Here is a 20,478-nt window from a genome sequence, read left to right on the forward strand (position 1 = left end):
GTGCAGTTACAAAAACGTCATATCGTGAAGCTATGCTTAGGCCCCTTATCGATGGCTCGAAGAGGTGCTTATCATGCAACGGTTTCTTCACATTATCTGTACGTTTTTGTGTTGGGCGGCGGCCCCTGGCATGGCGTATTCCGCGATAGGGCCTCAGGTGATTGCACATCGTGGTGGAACCGTCGACGCGCCGGAAAATACGATGGTAGCCATTGAAACCGCGCTCAATAATGGCGCGGATGCGGTTTGGGTCACGCTGCAAGAGGCGAAAGATGGCGTGCTTGTGCTGTATCGTCCGACAGACCTCAAGGCGTTGACCGACAAACAAGGGCCGATTTCTGCTTATACCAGTGCTGAATTGGCGAACGTAGATGCGGGATGGGCTTTCGGCGATACGCTGCATCACCCCTTCCGTGGCAAAGGCATCGGTATTCCCCGACTGGACGCGGTTTTGCGGGCTTTTCCTCAGGTGCCGTTCTATCTGGATATCAAATCGCCCGACGCCGATCCGGCGCGTTTCGGTCAGGCTCTGCTGAAAACGCTGCGGGAAACCGGAAGCCTGGCGCGCACGCGCATTTACTCAACGGATGCTCGCTATCTCGACGCGTTGCCGCCGCAGATTTCTCGCTTTGAAACCCGTGACCGAACCAGAACTTTGCTGGCGAATGTCTCCATGGCGCATCGATGTGACCCGCTTCCGGCCTCGCAGACGATGCATTGGTATGGATTGGAGTTACGTCGCGAGGTTGAGGTCGTTGAGCGCTTCACATTGGGGGAAGGGCGTTCCAAATCCTTACTGACCTGGGATAAAGAAGCGATGGACTGCTTTCGGTCTGCCGGAACGGCGCAGGTTATTCTGTTTGGCGTTAATACGCCAGCCGATTACGCGCGTGCGCGGGAGTTGGGGGCGGATGGCGTGCTGGTGGATTCTCCGCGCGACGCGCGGGCTTTTCGTCAGGGTAACGCGAAATAGCGTTGTCGAACGTCATGAGGCGCCGTGGTTGGTGCGTAGGTGACACGCGTTTGCCGTCCCTATAACGCTCATCATTTTGCTGTGATTCGTTTTTACCGAAGGTTATCTGGTTTTTGTTGAATGCTGCGGCATTTTCAACGAGAGTGATGGCTTCTGATCCCGCCTTCCTGACTACACAAGAAGGCGGTGTGCTGATGCCGTTTTGAGAGAGAGTCCTGATGATAAGGCTATTGCGCCGGTTTGCCCGGCTGGATGCAGCGGCGGGAATAACGCTGATTGTTGCTACGCTGCTGGCGTTGCTGATGGCGAATATTCCGCTGACGGCGATGGGATATGACAAGGTGCTGACTACGCCGCTCGTCGTCACGGTAGGAGGGATGAACATTCATGCCTCGCTGCTGCACGCGATTAATGATGGCTTGATGACGCTGTTTTTTCTGATGGTGGGGCTTGAGGTCAAACGCGAGCTGATGGTTGGTGCATTGGCCAGTCGTCGTCAGGCGCTGTTACCCGTAGCTGCCGCTCTGGGAGGCATGGTGGCCCCCGCGCTGATCTATCTGGCGATCAATGCCGCAGATGCGCATACCCGGGTGGGGTGGGCCATTCCGACGGCGACGGACATCGCCTTCGCCGTCGGGATTCTGGTATTGCTGGGCAAACGGGTGCCGCTGGGGCTGAAAGTGTTCCTGCTGGCGCTGGCGATCATTGACGATCTGGGGGCGATTCTGGTGATTGCGCTGTTCTACACTCAGCAACTGCATGGGATGGCGTTGCTGGGGGCGGCGTTATCGGCAATGATTTTGGCGTATATGAACTGGCGGCAGGTGACGAATACGCCCGCTTATCTTTTGGTGGGCGCTGTTGTGTGGTTCTGCGTTCTGCTGTCGGGCGTGCATGCCACGCTGGCGGGTGTGGTGGTTGGCTTCCTCATTCCACTGCGTGCGCCAACTGGACAACCATCGCCCGCGAAAGCGCTGGAACATCGGCTGAGCGGTTGGGTCGCTTTTCTGATTATCCCGCTATTCGCATTCGCCAACGCGGGCATCGCGCTACAAGGCGTTGATGCCGGACAGATGCTTTCGCCGCTCACGGTGGGGATCGCCGCCGGTCTACTGATAGGAAAACCGCTGGGTATTATGTTGTTTAGCGGAGGGGTCATCGCTTTGCGGCTGGCGACGTTACCGGCGGGCGTAAACTTTCGTCAGCTTAGCGCGGTATCGGTGCTGTGCGGCATCGGTTTCACGATGTCCATTTTCATTACGCTGCTCTCTTTCGGCAGTGACGCGGATGCGGCGACGGTACTGTATGCCAAGCTCGCGATCCTGCTGAGTTCATTGGCGGCCGGCGTGTTTGGTTTTATCGCCTTGCGTATCGCGCTACCTGCCGTGCCGGCTTATACGCCGGTGCCGAGAGAAGAGTGATGTGTCGCCAGGCGCTGTAGGCATCGGATGGGGGAAGACGTTCGTCGTAATCACTGGCGCGGGCGATCCCTCATCGGGTCATGGTAACCGTATGTAAAATAAGACAAACGGGTGTTTTTTTTAGGATTTCAAGACATAAAAAAACCGGCCTAGGCCGGTTTTTTCTAGCAATGTTCGCGAGAACGCGATTATTGCAAAGCGTTGATCTGTGCGATCAGGTTTGACTTATGACGTGCAGCCTTGTTCTTGTGAATCAGGCCTTTGCTAGCCTGACGATCCACGATCGGTTGCATTTCATTAAACGCTTTCAGTGCTGCTTCTTTATCGCCAGTGGCGATCGCCGCGTATACTTTCTTGATGAAAGTGCGCATCATGGAGCGACGGCTTGCGTTATGCTTGCGACGCTTTTCAGACTGTACGGCGCGTTTCTTAGCTGATTTGATATTAGCCAAGGTCCAACTCCCAAATATATTCTATCGAGGACAATTCAAAGGCCGAGGAATATGCCCGGTTAGCCTTCTTTTGTCAATGGATTTGTGCAAATAAGCGCCGTTTGTACGTCAGCGCTTGTTACGTTGTGATGGCGCAGGATTTTAACAGCTTCACGTCGGGGAATACAGCCTTTCGCGCCATAAATCGGTATTAAAACGCGCAACGCGTGTTAACCGACTGATCTTGGCAACCACATGCCTTATCGGCCGTGAGATGCCGTCATCCCAGGCGGCATTTTTGCGCTTTTTCGACTCTCCGCCAGCGCTGAAATCAGCAGGGCTGGCGATAAAAGGCACGCATCTCGGGTTAACCTTACTCGTTGTACAAGGTATAATCCGCCGATTTCCACTGTTTTGAGCCAGTTATGCAGCTAATACGCGGTATACACAATCTTCAGGCACACCATCATGGTTGTGTGCTTACTATTGGTAACTTTGACGGTGTCCACCGCGGGCATCATGTGCTGCTCGAACGCCTGAAACAGGAAGGGCAGAAGCGCGGACTGCCTGTGATGGTCATGATTTTTGAACCCCAGCCGCAGGAACTGTTCGGCGGCGAAAACGCGCCCGCCCGACTGACCCGGTTGCGCGATAAGGTGAAGTATTTGTCGCAGGCCGGCGTCGATTACCTGCTGTGCGTGAAGTTCGACGCGGCTTTCGCCGCCCACGATGCCCATGCCTTTATTTCCGATCTGCTGGTGAACAAGCTGGGCGTGAAATTCCTGGTGGTGGGTGATGACTTCCGCTTTGGCGCTGGTCGCAAAGGGGATTTCCTGTTATTACAGAAAGCGGGCGTCGAGCTGGACTTTGAGGTCATCAGCACGGACTCGTTCTGCAACGGTGGAAAGCGAGTGAGCAGCACTGCGGTGCGTGAAGCGCTCAGCCAGGACGATTTGGCGCAGGCCGAAGCGCTATTAGGGCATCCGTTCAGTATCTCTGGGCGCGTGGTGCACGGCAATGCGCTCGGTCGCACGATAGGTTTCCCGACGGCGAACGTGCCGTTGAAACGTAAGGTGTCGCCGGTCAACGGCGTGTACGCCGTAAGCGTCTATGGGCTGGGCGATGAGCCTATCCCCGGCGTGGCCAACATTGGAACGCGCCCGACAATCACTGGCGACAAACGTCAGCAGTTGGAAGTGCATTTGTTTGACGTCACGCTGGATTTGTATGGCCGCCATATAGAAGTGGTCATGCGCAAAAAACTACGTAATGAACAGCGGTTTGCTTCGCTTGATGCGCTGAAGCAGCAGATCGCTAATGATGAGGTGGCGGCCCGTGAATTCTTTGGGCTAAAGGCACCGGTTTAATTTTTCTAGCCGAAAACGAAATCGAGAATCTAATGAGTGACTATAAAACTACCCTGAATTTGCCGGAAACAGGGTTCCCGATGCGTGGCGATCTCGCCAAGCGCGAACCTGATATGCTGAAACGTTGGTACGATCAGGATCTGTACGGGATTATTCGTAGCGCCAAGCAAGGTAAGAAAACCTTCATCCTGCACGATGGCCCCCCGTACGCCAACGGCAACATTCACATTGGTCACTCGGTTAACAAGATTCTCAAAGACATTATTATCAAGTCCAAAGGGCTTTCCGGCTACGACTCGCCCTATATTCCGGGGTGGGACTGTCATGGTTTGCCTATCGAGCTGAAAGTTGAGCAACTGGTTGGTAAGCCGGGCGAAAAAGTCAGCGCGGCAGAGTTCCGTCAGGCGTGCCGTAAGTACGCGGCAGAGCAGGTCGCCGGCCAGAAAAAAGACTTCATTCGACTGGGCGTGCTGGGCGAGTGGGATCATCCCTATCTGACGATGGACTTCGACACTGAAGCCAACATTATCCGCGCGCTGGGCAAGATCATCGCCAACGGCCACCTGCACAAAGGCGCCAAGCCGGTTCACTGGTGCGCCGACTGCGGTTCCGCACTGGCGGAAGCGGAAGTCGAATACTACGACAAAACCTCTCCTTCTATTGATGTCGCTTTCAGCGCGGTCGACCGTTCCGCCGTGGCGGCGAAGTTCGGCGTGTCCGCCGATGCGGTAGAGGGCGCAATCTCTCTGGTGATTTGGACCACGACCCCGTGGACCCTGCCGGCTAACCGCGCTATCTCGCTGAATGCGGAATTTATTTACCAACTGGTGCAGGTGGACGGTCAGGCGCTGATTCTGGCGGCGGATTTGGTCGAAAGCGTCATGCAGCGTCTGGGCGTTGCCGAATGGAAAGTGCTGGGCGAATGCCAAGGTAACGCGCTGGAGCTGCTGCGCTTTAATCACCCGTTCATGGGCTTCGATGTCCCGGCGATTCTGGGCGAACACGTCACGCTGGATGCCGGTACGGGCGCTGTCCATACCGCGGGCGGACACGGTCCAGATGACTATGTCATCAGTCAGAAATATCAGTTGGAAATCGCCAACCCCGTGGGGCCGAACGGCTGCTATCTGCCGGGCACATTCCCAGGGTTGGACGGCCAGTTCGTCTTCAAAGCCAACGACACGGTCGTTGAAATGCTGCGCGAGCGCGGCGTGCTGCTGCACGTTGAAAAACTGCTGCACAGCTATCCTTGCTGCTGGCGTCACAAAACGCCGATAATCTTCCGCGCCACCCCGCAGTGGTTTATCAGCATGGATCAGAAAGGGCTGCGTCAGCAGTCGCTGTCAGAAATCAAAGGCGTGCAGTGGATCCCAGACTGGGGACAAGCGCGTATCGAAACCATGGTCGCGAATCGCCCGGATTGGTGTATTTCCCGTCAGCGCACATGGGGTGTGCCGATGTCGCTGTTCGTGCATAAAGAGACCGAAGCGTTGCACCCGCGTACCGTGGAACTGATGGAAGCCGTCGCTAAACGCGTTGAGCAGGATGGCATTCAGGCATGGTGGGATCTGGACCCGGCGGAGCTGCTGGGCGAAGACGCCGCCAACTACGTCAAAGTGCCTGATACGCTGGATGTTTGGTTTGACTCCGGTTCTACCCATGCCTCTGTCGTCGACGTGCGTCCGGAGTTCGGCGGCCACGCAGCAGACATGTATCTGGAGGGCTCCGACCAGCATCGCGGGTGGTTCATGTCTTCTCTGATGATCTCTACCGCCATCAAAGGTAAAGCGCCATACCGTCAGGTACTGACTCACGGTTTCACCGTTGACGGACAAGGCCGCAAAATGTCCAAGTCTATCGGCAACACGGTCAGCCCGCAGGACGTGATGGACAAACTGGGCGCCGACATTCTGCGCCTGTGGATCGGCTCCACCGACTACTCCGGTGAGATCGCCGTGTCCGATGAAATCCTGAAACGCTCCGCCGACGCCTACCGCCGTATTCGCAACACCGCGCGCTTCCTGCTGGCCAACCTGAACGGTTTCGACCCGGCGCAGCACAGCGTGGCGCCTCAGGATATGGTCGTGCTCGATCGCTGGGCGGTCGGTTGCGCGAAAGCCGCGCAGGAAGAGATTCTGGATGCGTACGAAAACTACGATTTCCACCGTGTCGTCCAGCGTCTGATGCAGTTCTGTTCGATCGAAATGGGATCGTTCTATCTCGATATCATCAAAGATCGTCAGTACACCGCGAAGAGCGACAGCGTCGCGCGTCGCAGCTGTCAGACGGCCCTGTTCCACATCGCCGAAGCGCTGGTGCGCTGGATGGCGCCGATCCTCTCCTTTACTGCGGACGAGATCTGGGCTTACCTGCCGGGCGAACGCGCGCAGTACGTCTTCACTGAAGAGTGGTATGACGGCTTGTTCGGGCTTGACGGTGAAGAAAGCATGAACGAGGCTTTCTGGGCCGACATGCTGCAAATCCGCAGCGAAGTGAACAAGGTGATCGAACAGGCGCGTAACGACAAACACATCCGTGGATCTCTGGAAGCTTCCGTCACGCTGTATGCGGATAGCGCACTGACTGAGAAGCTGAATCGGCTGCAGCCGGAGCTGCATTTCGCGCTGCTGACCTCTAAAGCGACCATCGCGTCTTACGACGATGCGCCTGCGGATGCGCAGCAGACGGAATTATCAGGGCTGAAAATTGTCCTTGGTAAGGCTGACGGCGAGAAATGCCCGCGCTGCTGGCATTTTGAAACGGATATCGGCACGGACTCCGAGCATCCTGAAGTGTGCGGTCGCTGTGCTACCAACGTCGGTGGTGCGGGCGAAGTGCGTAAATTCGTCTAATGAGACACTCTATGAAATCAACGGGACTGCGCTGGCTTTGGCTGGCGCTGGTAGTGCTGGTAGTGGATTTGGGCAGTAAGCAGTGGGTCATGACCCACTTTCAGTTGGGGGAATCGCTGCCGCTGATCCCATTCTTTAATCTGACCTATGCTCATAATCCGGGCGCGGCGTTCAGCTTCCTGGCCGATAAAGATGGCTGGCAACGTTGGTTCTTTGCGGTGATCGCGCTGGCGATTACGGCGGCTTTGCTGGTTATGATGTACCGCTCCAGCGCCAGCCAGAAACTGAACAACATTGCTTACGCCATGATTATCGGCGGCGCGGTGGGTAACCTGACCGATCGCCTGGTTCATGGTTATGTTATTGATTTTGTTGATTTCTACATCAATGACTGGCATTACCCCATCTTCAATATCGCCGATGCGGGCATCTGTATCGGAGCATTGCTGATTGTGCTCGAAGGCTTTTTCGTGTCCTCTGAGAAGAAAAAAGCCGAAGGAAAATAGCGCATGTCTGACCGTGTTCAGAACCATAGCGCCGTGCTGGTGCATTTCACGTTGACGCTGGAAGACGGCTCTGTCGCGGAAAGTACCCAGCGTAGCGGAAAACCGGCGCTGTTCCGTCTGGGGGACGGCAGTTTGTCCCCCGATCTGGAGCAGCAACTGCTAGGGCTACAGGCGGGCGATAAACGTCGCTTCAGCCTGCCGCCCGAGTCTGCTTTCGGCGACGCCAATCCCGATTTGATTCAGTTCTTCCTGCGACGCGACTTCGCCGAAACCGGCGTGCCCGACGTGGGAACGATCATGTTGTTCAGCGGCATTGGCGGTCGGGATATGCCGGGCATTATTCAGGCAGTGGCGGAGGAGTCCGTCACCGTCGATTTCAACCATCCTTTGGCTGGACATACCATCACGTTCGACATCGACGTGCAGGCTATCGAACCCCCGTTACAGGAGGAGAAGCATGAAAATCTTGCTGGCTAACCCCCGCGGGTTCTGCGCAGGCGTCGACCGCGCGATCAGCATCGTGGAACGCGCGCTGGAGATCTACGGCGCGCCGATTTACGTGCGTCATGAGGTGGTGCATAACCGCTTTGTCGTTAACGGCCTGCGGGAACGCGGCGCTATTTTTATCGAGCAAATTGATGAAGTGCCGGACGGCGCAATCCTGATTTTCTCAGCCCACGGCGTTTCTCAGGCGGTGCGCGCAGAGGCTAAAAGCCGCGATTTGAGCGTGTTCGACGCCACCTGTCCGCTGGTCACCAAGGTGCATATGGAAGTGGCGCGCGCCAGTCGGAAGGGGATGGAGGCGATTCTGATCGGCCACGCGGGGCATCCCGAAGTGGAAGGCACCATGGGGCAGTACAACAACCCCGAGGGTGGGATGTATCTGGTCGAGAGTCCTGAAGACGTGTTCGCGCTGCAGGTTAAGCATGAAGACAAGCTGTGCTTTATGACGCAAACCACCTTGTCCGTGGACGACACCTATGCGGTGATTGATGCCCTGAGGGAGCGTTTTCCGAAGATCATCGGGCCGCGTAAGGACGATATCTGCTATGCGACAACCAACCGGCAGGAAGCCGTGCGACATTTGTCTGGCGAAGCGGACGTCGTGCTGGTGGTCGGTTCGAAAAACTCCTCCAACTCAAACCGTTTGGCAGAGCTGGCTCAGCGTGTGGGCAAACGCGCTTATCTTATTGACTCGGCTGACGATATTCAGGAAGCTTGGCTCAACAATGCGACCTGTGTCGGCGTCACGGCCGGTGCGTCCGCGCCTGACGTGCTGGTGCAGGAGGTCGTACAGCGTCTGCGGTCGCTGGGCGGCGAAGTGGCGCATGAGATGGTCGGACGCGAGGAAAACATCGTGTTCGAAGTGCCGAAAGAGCTGCGCGTTGAAATCAAACAGGTCGACTAACGATCTGACAGAACGACAGCCCGTTCGGCGCTGTCGTTTCCTCCTTCCCGAAATATTTCCCTGCGTTGAAACTGCATGTTTATGCGTTATAGTGATGAACCTGCATGACACCTTTATCACCGCGAAAATGGCGTCTTCGTCCCCTCAGCGAGCGGTGGCGCGGGTTTCAGAGACGGGAAACGAGCTCATTTTCACCGGTCGGCAAATTGCTTCACTTTCTGCCGCCCGGTTTGGTTACCCTGAATGCATTTTTTATGCATGACATGAATAAGAGAGAGAAGACATGAAGGATTCATCCATCCGTATTGCGATTGCCGGTGCTGGCGGACGCATGGGGCGTCAGCTCATACAGGCCGTTGATCATATTGATGGCGCCGTACTGGGCGCGGCCTTGGAGCGAGCGGGCTCCACACTGCTCGGCAGTGATGCCGGCGAACTGGCCGGGCTGGGAAAACGGAATGTGGTCGTTTCTGACTCCCTCGATGCCGTGAAGGACGACTTCGATGTTTTGATCGATTTCACGCGTCCTGAAGGCACATTGGCGCATTTGGCATTTTGTCGCCAGCACGCTAAAGGCATGATTATTGGCACGACGGGCTTCGATGATGCGGGCAAAGCCGCGATTTCTCAGGCATCGGATGACATCGGCATCGTGTTCGCTGCCAACTTCAGCGTGGGCGTGAACGTGATGCTGAAGCTGCTGGAGAAAGCGGCAAAGGTCATGGGCGACTATACCGACATTGAAATCATCGAAGCGCATCACCGCCACAAAGTCGATGCCCCTTCTGGGACGGCGCTGGCGATGGGCGAATCCATCGCCGGAGCGCTGGGGCGCGATCTCAAAAGCTGTGCGGTCTATGCGCGTGAAGGCTATACCGGCGAGCGTGACCCTAAAAGCATTGGTTTTGCGACCGTTCGAGCGGGCGACATCGTCGGTGAGCACACGGCCTTGTTTGCTGATGTCGGCGAGCGTATAGAGATAACGCACAAAGCTTCAAGTCGGATGACATTTGCAAATGGCGCTGTGAGGGCGTCAATATGGTTAAGTGCTCATAAATCGGGTCTTTATGATATGAAAGATGTCTTGGAACTTGATGATTTGTAATTTGTAAAATTACGGCGTCTTGATAAATAATTGATTTAAATGACACCTTTTGGTGTCATTTTTGTTTATATAGAAAAATATCGGTCATTGCCTTATTTCTATTTTAGATTGTTGTAATCTCACTTATTCTTCCCCGTAAAGGCCGTTTTTTGACATCGTGTTATCCTGTTATACGCAATTAATGCCGTCACAATCACTTTTTGGGTCATCTCGGTTAGCAACCGTTTTCTTGTGCCATTTTATGTGTGTTTTTATGGCTGTCGACTGAGATTATTGACTGAATGCGTATAAACATAAGAAAAAATCCTCTTTTGGATGGACAATTTATCGGGCCGTCATTAAAATGCGCCCAATTTGCCGAAAATTTACCTTACAGGTGGTTTTTGCATTGATTTAGATCGGTTAATCTGAATTAATATGCAAATAACGTGATTGTTTATTCCTTGGAGGGTGTTTTGATTAAGTCAGCGCTATTGGTTCTGGAAGACGGAACCCAATTCCACGGTCGGGCCATTGGGGCAGAGGGATCGGCTGTGGGGGAAGTGGTCTTCAATACGTCGATGACCGGTTATCAAGAAATCCTCACTGATCCTTCCTACTCCCGCCAGATTGTTACTCTTACGTATCCCCACATTGGTAATGTCGGCGTCAACGCCAGCGACGAAGAATCCTCATCCATTCAGGCACAAGGCCTGATTATTCGCGACCTCCCCCTCATTGCCAGCAATTACCGCAGCCAGGAAACGCTCTCAAACTACCTCCAGCGCAACAATATTGTGGCGATTGCGGATATCGATACCCGCAAGTTGACGCGTTTGCTGAGGGAGAAAGGCGCGCAAAACGGCTGCATTATCGTGGGCGACGCGCCGGATGCCGCGCTAGCGCTGGAAAAAGCGCGGTCATTCCCTGGCTTGAAGGGCATGGATCTGGCGAAAGAGGTGACGACCACCGCCAGTTACGAATGGCGTCAGGGGAGCTGGACGCTATTGGGCGATCTGCCGACGGCGAAAGACGAAAGCGAGCTGCCTTACCACGTGGTGGCCTACGATTACGGTGCCAAGCGCAATATCCTGCGCATGCTGGTCGACCGCGGCTGCCGTCTGACGGTTGTTCCGGCCCAGACGTCGGCCGAAGATGTCTTGAAACTTAATCCGGACGGCGTGTTTCTGTCCAACGGTCCCGGCGACCCGGCACCTTGCGACTACGCCATTGACGCCATCAAAACCCTGCTGGATCGCGATATCCCGATCTTCGGCATTTGCTTAGGCCACCAGCTACTGGCCCTGGCCAGCGGCGCCGACACCATCAAAATGAAATTCGGCCACCACGGCGGCAACCACCCGGTGAAAGATCTGGATGCGGACCGCGTGATGATTACCGCTCAGAACCACGGCTTTGCGGTAGACGAAGCCACGTTGCCGGCGAATTTGCGCGTCACGCACAAATCGCTGTTCGACGGTTCCCTGCAAGGCATTCACCGCACCGATAAACCGGCTTTCAGCTTCCAGGGACACCCTGAAGCCAGTCCGGGGCCGCATGATGCCGCGCCGCTGTTTGACCACTTTATCGAGCTGATTGAGTCTTACCGTAACACCCAATAATCAGAAGACGCTGACTCGTCGCCGCGCAGGGGAATCCCCCTTGGACGGCGGCGGGTCAGCGGGTTCTCAGGAGCGAGAAATGCCAAAACGTACCGACATAAAAAGTATCCTCATTTTGGGCGCCGGCCCGATCGTCATCGGTCAGGCGTGCGAATTCGACTACTCTGGGGCGCAGGCATGCAAGGCGCTGCGCGAAGAGGGCTACCGCGTCATTCTGGTGAACTCCAACCCGGCGACGATCATGACCGACCCGGAGATGGCGGACGCCACCTATATCGAGCCGATTCACTGGGAAGTCGTACGTAAGATCATCGATAAAGAGCGGCCGGATGCGGTGCTGCCGACCATGGGCGGTCAGACGGCGCTGAACTGCGCGCTGGAGCTGGAGCGCCGTGGCGTGCTGGAAGAGTTCGGGGTCACGATGATCGGCGCGACCGCCGATGCTATCGACAAAGCGGAAGACCGCCGTCGCTTCGATATCGCCATGAAAAAAATCGGGCTGGATACCGCCCGCTCCGGCATTGCGCACTCGATGGAAGAAGCGCTGGCCGTCGCCGCCGACGTCGGCTTCCCCTGCATTATCCGCCCTTCCTTTACGATGGGCGGCACCGGCGGCGGCATCGCCTATAACCGCGAAGAGTTCGAAGAGATCTGTACCCGCGGTCTGGACCTATCTCCGACCAACGAGCTGCTAATCGATGAGTCGCTGATTGGTTGGAAAGAGTATGAAATGGAAGTGGTGCGGGACAAAAACGATAACTGCATCATCGTCTGCTCTATCGAGAACCTCGATGCAATGGGGATCCACACCGGCGACTCCATCACCGTCGCCCCGGCGCAGACGCTGACGGACAAGGAATATCAGATCATGCGTAACGCCTCGATGGCGGTACTGCGTGAAATCGGCGTTGAAACTGGCGGTTCCAACGTCCAGTTCTCGGTCAACCCGAAAAACGGCCGTCTCATCGTCATCGAGATGAACCCGCGCGTCTCGCGTTCCTCGGCGCTGGCCTCCAAGGCAACCGGCTTCCCGATTGCGAAGATCGCCGCCAAGCTGGCGGTGGGCTACACGCTGGACGAACTGATGAACGATATCACCGGCGGCCGCACGCCCGCGTCCTTCGAGCCGTCTATCGACTACGTCGTCACCAAGATCCCGCGCTTCAACTTTGAAAAATTCGCGGGCTCGAACGACCGCCTGACGACGCAGATGAAATCGGTAGGCGAAGTGATGGCCATCGGCCGCACACAGCAAGAGTCATTGCAGAAAGCGTTGCGCGGACTGGAAGTGGGCGCGACCGGGTTTGATCCGAAAGTAGATTTGGAAGATCCGGAGGCGTTAACCACGATTCGCCGTGAGCTGAAAGACGCGGGTGGCGACCGCATCTGGTATCTGGCCGATGCGTTCCGCGCCGGCATGTCGGTAGACGGCGTTTTCAATCTGACCAATATCGACCGCTGGTTCCTGGTGCAGATTGAAGAGTTGGTGCGTTTGGAAGAGCAGGTGGCGGAAGCGGGCGCAAATAGCCTGACGCCGGACTTCTTACGCATGCTGAAGCGCAAAGGGTTTGCCGATGCGCGTCTGGCGACGTTGGCGGGTGTTTCCGAAGGGGAAATCCGCAAGCTGCGCGACAAGTACAACCTGCACCCGGTCTACAAACGCGTGGATACCTGCGCCGCCGAATTCTCGACCGATACCGCCTACCTCTACTCCACGTATGAAGACGAGTGCGAGGCCAACCCGAATGCAGACCGCGATAAGATCATGGTGCTGGGCGGCGGGCCGAACCGTATCGGTCAGGGTATCGAGTTCGATTACTGCTGCGTACATGCCTCGCTGGCGCTGCGGGAAGACGGCTATGAAACCATTATGGTCAACTGCAACCCGGAAACCGTCTCCACGGACTATGACACGTCCGACCGCCTCTATTTCGAGCCGGTGACGCTGGAAGACGTGCTGGAAATCGTCCGCATCGAAAAACCGAAAGGCGTGATCGTCCAGTACGGCGGTCAGACGCCGCTGAAACTGGCGCGTGAACTGGAAGCGGCCGGCGTGCCGGTGATTGGCACCAGCCGGATGCCATTGACCGTGCGGAAGACCGCGAACGCTTCCAGCAGGCAGTAGAACGTCTGGGCCTGAAACAGCCGGCGAACGCTACGGTCGTCGCCATCGAACAGGCGGTGGAAAAAGCCGCGGGCCTCGGCTATCCGCTGGTCGTGCGTCCTTCTTATGTTCTGGGCGGCCGTGCGATGGAAATCGTCTACGACGAAACGGACCTGCGCCGTTACTTTCAGACGGCGGTTAGCGTCTCCAACGACGCGCCGGTCCTGCTGGACCGCTTCCTGGATGACGCGGTGGAAGTGGACGTGGACGCCATCTGCGACGGTGAGCAGGTGCTGATCGGCGGCATTATGGAACATATCGAACAGGCTGGCGTGCACTCCGGTGACTCCGCGTGTTCGCTGCCGGCTTACACCCTGAGCCAAGACATTCAGAATGTGATGCGTCAGCAGGTGGAAAAACTGGCGTTCGAACTGGCGGTACGCGGACTGATGAATGTGCAGTTCGCGGTGAAGAACAACGAAGTGTATCTGATTGAGGTCAACCCGCGTGCGGCGCGTACCGTGCCGTTCGTCTCCAAGGCCACCGGTGTGCCGCTGGCGAAAGTGGCGGCGCGCGTGATGGCCGGCAAATCGCTGGCCGAGCAGGGCGTGACCAAAGAAGTGATCCCGCCTTACTACTCAGTGAAAGAAGTGGTGCTGCCCTTCAATAAATTCCCGGGCGTCGACCCTATTCTGGGGCCGGAAATGCGTTCGACCGGCGAAGTCATGGGCGTGGGGCGCACATTTGCGGAGGCGTTCGCCAAAGCCATGCTGGGCAGCAGTTCCGCGATGAAGAGAAACGGCCGCGCGCTGCTGTCGGTCCGTGAGGGCGACAAAGGCCGCGTCGTGGACCTGGCGGCCAAGCTGCTGAAGCACGGGTTCGAGCTGGATGCCACTCACGGCACCGCAGTGGTGCTGGGCGAGGCGGGCATCAATCCGCGTCTGGTTAACAAGGTGCACGAAGGGCGTCCGCACATTCAGGATCGCATCAAGAACGGCGAGTACGCCTATATCGTGAATACCACGGCCGGTCGTCAGGCGATTGAGGACTCCAAGCTGATCCGTCGCAGCGCGCTGCAATACAAAGTGCACTACGACACCACCATGAACGGTGGCTTCGCCACGGCGATGTCGCTGAATGCCGACCCGACTGAGCAGGTGACTTCGGTGCAGGAAATGCACGCTAAAATCAGTCGATAACTCCCTTTCATCTAGGAAGTCGAAAAACGGGCCGATTGGTTATACCGACTGGCCCGTTTTTTTATTGATATTTCATTATGTTGAATCTGTATTCGGTAGCACAAACGACTACCTTTCCTGAAAAAGACGCATTTAGCGTCTACGCTTAAAGGGTGACCCCAACGTGTGCGGGTGAGTGTTTTTTATCCGTCCGAACATCCTTTATCAGGAGATAAGTATGGCTTCGCATGAGAAAGAAGGTCAGTCTTCACATTCTGTTTTAACCGGCAAAAATCCGGTCGATGCCTACCCCAAGCCCCCATTTCCCAGCCAGCCGCAAACCCCGCCGGGGCTAGCGAGCAAAATGCAGCCGCTGCCGGATCACGGTGAGAAAAGTTATCGCGGCTCGGGTCGACTTGAGGGCCGAAAAGCGCTGGTGACTGGCGGAGACTCTGGTATTGGCCGCGCGGTGGCGATCGCCTATGCGCGTGAAGGGGCGGATGTCGCGATCAACTATCTGCCCGAAGAAGAGTCCGATGCTAAAGAGGTTATTGACCTTATTCGCGCCGAAGGCCGTACGGCAGTGGCGATACCGGGCGATATTCGCGACGAAGCGTTCTGCCACAAACTGGTGGACGAGGCGGTGCATAAGCTGGGCGGGCTGGACATTTTGGTTAATAACGCCGGACGCCAGCAGTACGTGGAGTCTATCGCGCAGCTGACGACCGAAGCGTTCGACGCCACGTTCAAAACCAACGTTTACGCGCCATTCTGGATCAGCAAAGCCGCGTTGCAGCATATGAAACCCGGCTCGGCGATTATCAATACGACCTCAGTACAGGCCTTCAACCCCAGCGCGATCCTGTTGGATTATGCGCAGACCAAGGCTTGTAATGTGGCCTTCACCAAGGCGCTGGCGAAACAGATCACCGGCAAAGGGATTCGTGTCAACGCGGTGGCGCCAGGACCCTACTGGACGGCGTTGCAGTCGAGCGGCGGTCAGCCGATGGAGATGGTGCAGCAGTTTGCCGCGAGTTCGCCGATGGGGCGTCCGGGGCAGCCGGTGGAAATTGCGCCGCTGTATGTCACCCTGGCGTCGGCGGAAGCCAGTTACACCTCCGGTCAGGTATGGTGCGCGGACGGCGGCACAGGCACATTGTAGTCTTCGTCCTCTCTCGTGGTGGGGGCGGCGACGGCCGCTCCTCGCCGTTCGACGACCAAGCCGTGCTTATGTTTGTCTCGCGATGTTAAAATCCATCCAGCTGTATTTTCGTTCCGTTTCATCTCCCTGATTAGCTGCCATAATCCCTATCGTCATCAAATTCATTGTGGAAAAATCGTGCATAATATTTGCCTACCACGCTGTGGCTGGCTTTTTCGGGCCATACGCCATGAGCGCCGGCGCGGCGGAGCTGCGACTGTCTGCGTCAGCGTTAATTCTCGGGACTTTTGAGTCGGGGCGGAGCATCAAGATGATCAGTTCAGGTATCGCTCAACGGGATATCACCCGGTTGTGTATTCAATGTGCGCTGATGCTGCTACAGCACGGCGCTGAAAGTACGGTAGTCGAGCAGTTGTCCTCCCGCCTGGGGAAGGCGCTGGGCGCTGACAGCGTGGAGAGTTCGATTTCCGCGAACGCCGTGGTGCTGAGCACGATCGTCAACGGACACTGTCTGACCACCACGCGCAGAAATGAGGACCGCGGCATCAACATGCACGTGGTGACGGAGGTGCAGCATGTCGTGATTTTGGCCGAGCATCGCCTGCTAGGCGTTCAGGAGGTCGCGAAGCGCTTCAACCACATCAAACCACTGCGTTACCCGCGCTGGATTGTCGTGAGCATCGTCGCGCTCTCTTGCGGCTGTTTCAGCCGATTGAACGGCGGCGGCTGGGATGCGTTTCTCATCGCGCTGCTCGCCAGCGGGCTTGCGATGTATGTGCGCCAGCTGCTGACGGTCCGCAGTTTCAATCCGCTGATCAATTTCTGCATTACCGCCTTCGTCGCTACCTCGGCTTCCGGACTGCTGATGCGGGTGCCGGGGCTGGAGAATTCCGCCACGGTGGCGATGGCGGCCAGCGTACTGTTGCTGGTTCCCGGTTTCCCGTTGATTAACGCGGTGGCTGATATGTTCAAAGGGCACGTCAACACCGGGCTGGCGCGCTGGGCGATCGCCAGTCTGTTGACGCTTTCCACCTGTATTGGCGTGGTATCGGCAATGGCGATATGGGGGCTGCGTGGATGGGCCTAGAACTTCTCTGGATGTTATTGCAGGACATGGCGCTGGCCGCGGTGCCGGCGCTCGGTTTCGCGATCGTGTTCAACGTGCCGGTGAGGGCGCTGCACTATTGCGCCGCGCTCGGCGCGCTGGGGCACGGCTCTCGCTTTCTAATGATCCATTTCGGCCTGCACATTGAATGGGCCTCCATGCTGGCCGCCATCCTGATCGGCGCGCTGGGTATTCACTGGTCGCGCTGGCTGCTGGCACACCCCAAGGTGTTCACCGTCGCGGCGGTGATCCCGATGTTCCCTGGAATTTCCGCCTATACCGCGATGATCTCGGTCGTTGAGCTGTCGCACCAGGGGTACAGCGAAGCGTTGATGCAGCAACTGATCACCCAATTTCTCAAGGCCAGCTTCATCGTCGGAGCGCTCTCCATCGGACTGTCGCTGCCCGGATTGTGGCTTTATCACCGGCGTCCGGGAGTGTGACCTATCAGAGGCCTCTGAGAACAAATTTGTATACCGTTCATTTATCGACGCCCGAACCGGCTTTACGTATAGTGGCAACAATTTTTTTGCCTACAGGGTTCTACCATGGTTATTAGTTTGATTGCTGCGATGGCGGTGGATCGGGTTATTGGGATGGAAAATGCCATGCCCTGGCATCTTCCTGCTGACCTGGCGTGGTTCAAGCGTAATACGCTCGATAAGCCCATTGTGATGGGACGTAATACGTTCCGTTCTATCGGTCAGCCGTTGCCGGGACGGCGCAATATCGTGATTAGCAGTCAGCCAGGCGACGATGACCGCGTAATTTGGGTGACTTCACCCGAGGCTGCGCTGGCGGAGGCGGGCGATGTCGAAGAGGTCATGGTCATCGGCGGCGGCAGTATCTACCGGCAGATGTTGCCGCTGGCGCAACGGCTTTACTTGACGCACATTGACGCCGAAGTCGAGGGCGACACCCATTTCCCGGACTATGAGCCGGACGAATGGCGCTCTACGTTCAGCGAGTTTCACGAAGCGGATGAACGCAACTCTCACCACTACTGCTTCGAAATACTGGAACGCCGCTAACCCTCTCATCTCAAACCCGCCTATCGGCGGGTCTTCTTTATCTCGCTCAAATTACGCCTGTTGCGCTGTCGGGTGTCAGATTTCTTACACTCGGATGAATGTAACCTTTAGGTAATATTACCCCCCTATTATTAGCCGCTATCGCGAGTCTGTTTTCATGCCGTACGTTCGCCGTGCGGCTCGCCTATCTGAAATGAGGAAATAGAACGATGACGAGCAATCTGGAGAACGTAAACGCCGAAAATCAGGTCGATGCCAGCCGCCGCCGGCTGGTGTTTGGCAGCGCAGGGGCATTGGGCATGGCCAGTTTTCTGGGCGGAGGCGTGTTGTCGTTCGGCGCCCAAGCGCAGACCGCGACACCGGGCAGTGCATTGCTGGGATTTGAAGGTATAGCGGCTTCCGCCGCGGATGAGGTGATTGTACCGCCGGGGTATCGCGCCGAGGTGCTGATTTCGTGGGGCGACCCGCTGGTGGACGGCGCGGCGCCTTTCGATCCCAATGGGCGTAACAGCGCGGCGGAACAGGCCCTGCAATTTGGAGACAATAACGATGGCATGAGCTTTTTTCCGATAGACGAACGCCACGGCGTCATGGCGATCAATAACGAATACGTCAATGAACCCTACCTGTTTGCCCACGGCGGCAAGAAGGCCGCCAGTCTTGAGGACGTGCGCAAATCTCAGGCCGCGCACGGCGTCTCTATCGTCGCCGTGCAGCGCATCGGCGACTCCGTGAGCTGGCAGGTGATGCGACCGTCGCAATACAACCGCCGGATTACCGCGACCACCCCCATGACGTTCAGCGGCCCGGCCGCGGGGCACGCCTTGCTGCAAACCGCGGCTGACCCGACCGGCAGCCGGGCGTTGGGCACGTTCGGTAACTGCGCCAACGGCAAAACGCCGTGGGGCACCTACCTCACCTGCGAAGAAAACTTTGATACCTACTTCGGCACGCGTGACGCCGGCTACCGCACCACGCCCGAGCAGGCGCGCTATACGCTGGATGTCAAAGAGCCGGAGCGCAACTGGGTCGATTTCGACGAGCGCTTCGATGTGAGCCGTCATCCGAATGAGTTCAACCGTCATGGCTGGATTGTGGAGATAGATCCATTGGATCCGAATTCGACGCCCATCAAGCGTACGGCGCTGGGGCGCTTCAAACACGAAAATGCGGCGGTCACCGTCGCGCAGGATGGGCGTCTGGTGGTCTACATGGGCGACGATGAGCGCGGCGAATTTATCTACAAATATGTTTCCCACGCGATAGTGGATCATGTGCATCCGGCGCAAAACCGCCATTTGCTGGATGAAGGCACGTTGTATGTGGCTCAGTTTGACGGCGATGCGGCGGGGACGCCGCTGAAAGGCAAAGGGCGCTGGATTGCGCTGACGTTCGGAAAAAACGGACTAACGCCGGAGAATGGTTTTCACAGTCAGGCGGAAGTCGTGACCTTCGCCCGCAAGGCGGCGTCGCAGGTGGGCGCAACCCGTATGGATCGCCCCGAGTGGATCGCCGTGAATCCGCATGACGGCCGCGCCTACTGCATGCTGACCAACAACAGTAAGCGCGGTGAGACGGGCATGCCTTTGAACCCCGCCAATCCGCGCCCGAAAAACGTCTACGGCCAGATCATTCGCTGGGACGAGCATGGCGATGCCACCGCTCAAGAGTTCGCATGGGATATGTATGCGCTGTGTGGCAACCCGATTGCGCACCCGGATGGCGTTAACCGCGGTACGCCCAACATCACGGCGGAGAATACCTTTAACAGCCCGGATGGTTTGGGATTCGACCGGGAAGGGCGGCTGTGGATTCTGACGGACGGCAATGACAGCAACACCGGTGACTTCGCCGGGCAGGGCAATAACCAGATGTTGGCAGGCGATCCCGTGAGCGGCGAAATCAAGCGTTTCATGGTCGGCCCGAAGTCCTGCGAATTGACCGGAATCACCTTCACCCAGGACTACCGGACGATGTTCGTCAACGTGCAGCATCCGGGTGAAGAGGGCGATTCGCACTTCCCGCACAACAGCGTGCGCCCTCGATCATCGGTAGTGATGGTGACGCGGCAGGACGGCGGCGTCATCGGTGCATAGGTCAGTTATCCGACTGTCGGCGTCGATGTCATTCCGCCTAGTCACTCGGCGCTTTTTGAGAGACACTCAGGTATGAACAAAAAAGAGATGCCCTTTGGCATCTCTTTTTCTCGTTCATGTCTTCTCGCTTTCTTGCAA

The 20,478-nt window shown here is 56.9% G+C and carries 15 protein-coding genes and 1 pseudogene; 15 read left to right on the forward strand and 1 reads right to left on the reverse strand.

What is annotated here, in order from left to right:
* The first annotated feature begins 73 nt into the window (after positions 1 to 73).
* Both AU511_RS00405 and nhaA read left to right on the forward strand, forming a co-directional pair.
* Complete coding sequence (locus AU511_RS00405; RefSeq protein WP_094108411.1) at positions 74 to 973, forward strand: glycerophosphodiester phosphodiesterase family protein; 900 nt, start codon at positions 74 to 76, stop codon at positions 971 to 973.
* Between the two features lie 218 nt (positions 974 to 1,191).
* Entirely contained in the window at positions 1,192 to 2,394 is a 1,203-nt protein-coding gene (gene nhaA / locus AU511_RS00410; RefSeq protein ID WP_094108412.1) for a Na+/H+ antiporter NhaA, read from the forward strand.
* Positions 2,395 to 2,582: 188 nt separating this feature from the next.
* Here nhaA and rpsT read toward each other — a convergent pair whose 3' ends face one another.
* Complete coding sequence (gene rpsT, locus AU511_RS00415) at positions 2,583 to 2,846, reverse strand: 30S ribosomal protein S20 (RefSeq protein WP_026739060.1); 264 nt, start codon at positions 2,844 to 2,846, stop codon at positions 2,583 to 2,585.
* A gap of 404 nt (positions 2,847 to 3,250) precedes the next feature.
* Between rpsT and ribF the strand changes: the two genes are divergently transcribed.
* The 13 genes and pseudogenes from ribF to AU511_RS00480 all read left to right on the forward strand — a co-directional run bounded on the left by ribF (position 3,251) and on the right by AU511_RS00480 (position 20,340).
* Positions 3,251 to 4,192 carry a bifunctional riboflavin kinase/FAD synthetase gene (gene ribF, locus AU511_RS00420; RefSeq protein WP_094100628.1) on the forward strand — a complete coding sequence of 314 codons (942 nt, stop codon included), beginning with the start codon at positions 3,251 to 3,253 and terminating at the stop codon, positions 4,190 to 4,192.
* Between the two features lie 32 nt (positions 4,193 to 4,224).
* The gene (gene ileS / locus AU511_RS00425) at positions 4,225 to 7,044 is read left to right on the forward strand and encodes an isoleucine--tRNA ligase (protein WP_094108413.1); all 2,820 of its coding nucleotides are present in this window, start codon (positions 4,225 to 4,227) and stop codon (positions 7,042 to 7,044) included.
* Between the two features lie 11 nt (positions 7,045 to 7,055).
* Positions 7,056 to 7,550, forward strand: a complete 495-nt coding sequence (gene lspA, locus AU511_RS00430) for a signal peptidase II (RefSeq protein ID WP_410415830.1) — start codon at positions 7,056 to 7,058, stop codon at positions 7,548 to 7,550.
* A 3-nt stretch (positions 7,551 to 7,553) separates the two neighbouring features.
* The gene (fkpB, locus tag AU511_RS00435; RefSeq protein ID WP_094108414.1) at positions 7,554 to 8,027 is read left to right on the forward strand and encodes an FKBP-type peptidyl-prolyl cis-trans isomerase; all 474 of its coding nucleotides are present in this window, start codon (positions 7,554 to 7,556) and stop codon (positions 8,025 to 8,027) included.
* Positions 8,008 to 8,958 carry a 4-hydroxy-3-methylbut-2-enyl diphosphate reductase gene (ispH, locus tag AU511_RS00440; RefSeq protein ID WP_094100625.1) on the forward strand — a complete coding sequence of 317 codons (951 nt, stop codon included), beginning with the start codon at positions 8,008 to 8,010 and terminating at the stop codon, positions 8,956 to 8,958. Before fkpB ends, ispH begins: the two co-directional genes overlap by 20 nt.
* A 283-nt stretch (positions 8,959 to 9,241) precedes the next feature.
* Positions 9,242 to 10,063: a 4-hydroxy-tetrahydrodipicolinate reductase gene (gene dapB / locus AU511_RS00445; RefSeq protein WP_094108415.1), complete on the forward strand. Its 822-nt coding sequence runs from the start codon at positions 9,242 to 9,244 to the stop codon at positions 10,061 to 10,063.
* A 455-nt stretch (positions 10,064 to 10,518) separates the two neighbouring features.
* Complete coding sequence (gene carA, locus AU511_RS00450) at positions 10,519 to 11,664, forward strand: glutamine-hydrolyzing carbamoyl-phosphate synthase small subunit (protein ID WP_167371978.1); 1,146 nt, start codon at positions 10,519 to 10,521, stop codon at positions 11,662 to 11,664.
* 79 nt (positions 11,665 to 11,743) lie between these two features.
* Positions 11,744 to 14,967: pseudogene (gene carB, locus AU511_RS00455) on the forward strand (carbamoyl-phosphate synthase large subunit).
* A gap of 217 nt (positions 14,968 to 15,184) precedes the next feature.
* Positions 15,185 to 16,108, forward strand: a complete 924-nt coding sequence (locus AU511_RS00460) for an SDR family oxidoreductase (protein WP_094100622.1) — start codon at positions 15,185 to 15,187, stop codon at positions 16,106 to 16,108.
* A 310-nt stretch (positions 16,109 to 16,418) separates the two neighbouring features.
* A complete protein-coding gene (locus AU511_RS00465; protein ID WP_094100621.1) occupies positions 16,419 to 17,195 on the forward strand; it encodes a threonine/serine exporter family protein in 777 nt (258 codons plus the stop codon).
* Positions 17,186 to 17,656, forward strand: coding sequence for a threonine/serine exporter (locus AU511_RS00470; RefSeq protein WP_094108416.1), 471 nt, complete (start codon positions 17,186 to 17,188; stop codon positions 17,654 to 17,656). The genes AU511_RS00465 and AU511_RS00470 overlap by 10 nt, the downstream gene beginning before the upstream one ends.
* 105 nt (positions 17,657 to 17,761) lie before the next feature.
* Positions 17,762 to 18,244, forward strand: a complete 483-nt coding sequence (gene folA / locus AU511_RS00475; RefSeq protein ID WP_026739072.1) for a type 3 dihydrofolate reductase — start codon at positions 17,762 to 17,764, stop codon at positions 18,242 to 18,244.
* Between the two features lie 209 nt (positions 18,245 to 18,453).
* Positions 18,454 to 20,340: a PhoX family protein gene (locus AU511_RS00480; protein ID WP_094108417.1), complete on the forward strand. Its 1,887-nt coding sequence runs from the start codon at positions 18,454 to 18,456 to the stop codon at positions 20,338 to 20,340.
* Positions 20,341 to 20,478: the final 138 nt, after the last annotated feature.

The sequence above is a fragment of the Lonsdalea iberica genome, assembly GCF_002111585.1.
Taxonomy (GTDB): Bacteria; Pseudomonadota; Gammaproteobacteria; order Enterobacterales; family Enterobacteriaceae; genus Lonsdalea; species Lonsdalea iberica.

Bases quoted from the DNA above. Each gene is read 5' to 3' on its own strand.
- folA (WP_026739072.1), top strand. From the start codon at position 17,762: ATGGTTATTAGTTTGATTGCTGCGATGGCGGTGGATCGGGTTATTGGG.
- AU511_RS00470 (WP_094108416.1), top strand. From the start codon at position 17,186: ATGGGCCTAGAACTTCTCTGGATGTTATTGCAGGACATGGCGCTGGCC.
- ispH (WP_094100625.1), top strand. From the start codon at position 8,008: ATGAAAATCTTGCTGGCTAACCCCCGCGGGTTCTGCGCAGGCGTCGAC.
- lspA (WP_410415830.1), top strand. From the start codon at position 7,056: ATGAAATCAACGGGACTGCGCTGGCTTTGGCTGGCGCTGGTAGTGCTG.
- AU511_RS00480 (WP_094108417.1), top strand. From the start codon at position 18,454: ATGACGAGCAATCTGGAGAACGTAAACGCCGAAAATCAGGTCGATGCC.
- AU511_RS00465 (WP_094100621.1), top strand. From the start codon at position 16,419: ATGATCAGTTCAGGTATCGCTCAACGGGATATCACCCGGTTGTGTATT.
- dapB (WP_094108415.1), top strand. From the start codon at position 9,242: ATGAAGGATTCATCCATCCGTATTGCGATTGCCGGTGCTGGCGGACGC.
- fkpB (WP_094108414.1), top strand. From the start codon at position 7,554: ATGTCTGACCGTGTTCAGAACCATAGCGCCGTGCTGGTGCATTTCACG.
- AU511_RS00405 (WP_094108411.1), top strand. From the start codon at position 74: ATGCAACGGTTTCTTCACATTATCTGTACGTTTTTGTGTTGGGCGGCG.
- ribF (WP_094100628.1), top strand. From the start codon at position 3,251: ATGCAGCTAATACGCGGTATACACAATCTTCAGGCACACCATCATGGT.
- nhaA (WP_094108412.1), top strand. From the start codon at position 1,192: ATGATAAGGCTATTGCGCCGGTTTGCCCGGCTGGATGCAGCGGCGGGA.
- AU511_RS00460 (WP_094100622.1), top strand. From the start codon at position 15,185: ATGGCTTCGCATGAGAAAGAAGGTCAGTCTTCACATTCTGTTTTAACC.
- ileS (WP_094108413.1), top strand. From the start codon at position 4,225: ATGAGTGACTATAAAACTACCCTGAATTTGCCGGAAACAGGGTTCCCG.